This is a genomic window from Inquilinus sp., assembly GCF_057815775.1.
The window spans coordinates 1-1,527 of record NZ_JBYRFX010000697.1 but is presented as its reverse complement, the minus strand read 5'-3'; the positions used below and the strand labels follow the sequence as shown (position 1 = coordinate 1,527).

Annotated in this window: 2 protein-coding genes; both read right to left on the bottom strand. The window is 71.6% G+C overall.

Annotated elements, in window-relative coordinates; all coding sequences use genetic code 11:
* Window positions 1–193: 193 nt before the first annotated feature.
* Window positions 194–1,006: a methyltransferase domain-containing protein gene (locus AC3XYG_RS24210; RefSeq protein ID WP_489142427.1), complete on the bottom strand. Its 813-nt coding sequence runs from the start codon at window positions 1,004–1,006 to the stop codon at window positions 194–196.
* A gap of 106 nt (window positions 1,007–1,112) precedes the next feature.
* On the bottom strand, window positions 1,113–1,527 hold a 415-nt coding region (locus AC3XYG_RS24205; protein WP_489142426.1), incomplete at its 5' end, for an HAD family hydrolase.

Here is a 1,527-nt window from a genome sequence, read left to right as displayed (position 1 = left end):
CGTCGCGCATCGCTGTCTCAACTGTCGCCTGGGCGTCCGGCGGCCCCCGCCGCGGAGACTCCGGGCACCCGCTTTGCCGATCCGATCAGATTCAAGGGGTTGTGTTACCGATTTAAGGCAAATCTAAGGAAACGAGTTACTTCCGTAACTGCCCTCCGGGCAGTACACGGCGTAATTATCTGTCGGTGGCCTATCACACCCGGGCCCAGCCGCAGAACTGCAGCGGCAGAGTGGCCTGGCCGTGCACCGCCATCACGCCCTCGCGCAGCCGGTCCTCCAGCGTGCCGACATCGATCGCGCCGGTGTCGACGCCGATCGCCTGCAGCTGCGGCAGCACGCTGCGCACGGTCTCGGCCATCCAGCCATAGGCCGGCGACGCGGCGCCTGATGCGACCGGCAGCTCGCAGAACACCGCCGGCTCGGCCAGGCCGGCCCGGTGGAAATGCCCGACCAGGCGGCCGGCCGCGTCGGGATGCGCCATCACCGACTGGAAGGCCCGGTTGATCAGCCCGATCGACTCCGACCACAGCGGCACCGCCGGCCGCACCTCGCAGGTGCCGTACAGCGCGATCTCATGGAAGGCGACGGCGCCGCCCGGCCGGACATGCGATGCCGCGGCCCGGACCAGCGCGGCGGGGTCGGCCTGGTGGATCAGCACGTAGCGGCCGATCGCCAGGTCGAACGGCGCCGGGTCGGCATAGGCCTCCGCCGCGGCCCGGTGGAAGGTGACGGACCGCAGGCCGGCGGCGCGGGCCCGGTCGCGGGCCAGGGCCAAAGCGGCGGGGCTGCGGTCGATGCCGACCACGGCGCCGGTCGGGCCGACCAGCTCCGCCGCCAGCAGCGACACGTCGCCGTTGCCGCAGCCGATGTCGAGCACGCGCATGCCCGGCCGCAGCCCGGCCTCGCGCAGCAGCCGCTCGGTGATCGGCTTCAGGATCGCCGCCTGCAGCATCAGGCGGCGCAGCTCGGCATCGGAATGGCCGAGGATATAGGGAACATCGGGCATCGCAGGGCACCTTCGGGCGAACGAGCCCCCCACCGGCACCGACCCTGCGCGGTCCCGGTTTCAGCTTGACGTCAGCCGCCGCCCGATTGGCTACAGCGGTAGCGGCCTAGCGACGGCCGCCCACCTCGTCGATGTGGAGCAGCATGTCCGCGGGATCCTCGAACACGCGATAGGCGCCGCTGCGCTCCAGCTCGTCCTGGCCGTAGCCGCCGGACAGGAAGCCGATGCCGAGCGCCCGGGCGCGCTGGGCCGCCAGCATGTCCCAGACGCTGTCGCCGACGACATGGGCGCGCTCGATCGGCACGCCCAGCTTCTCCGCCGCCGCCAGGAACAGGTCGGGGTCGGGCTTGGCGTATTTCACCAGGTCGCGGGTGATCACCGGCACCTTGGCGAAGTCGACGCCGAGATTCTCCAAGACCGGCCGCGCCGTCTCCATCCGGCCGCTGGTGGCGATCGCCCAGGGGATGCCGGATTCGGTCAGCCAGGCCAGCAGCTCGCGCGCGCCGGGCAGCGGCATGCTC

Excerpts from the sequence above, each read along its gene's own strand:
- AC3XYG_RS24210 (WP_489142427.1), bottom strand. The coding sequence starts at position 1,006 with ATGCCCGATGTTCCCTATATCCTCGGCCATTCCGATGCCGAGCTGCGC.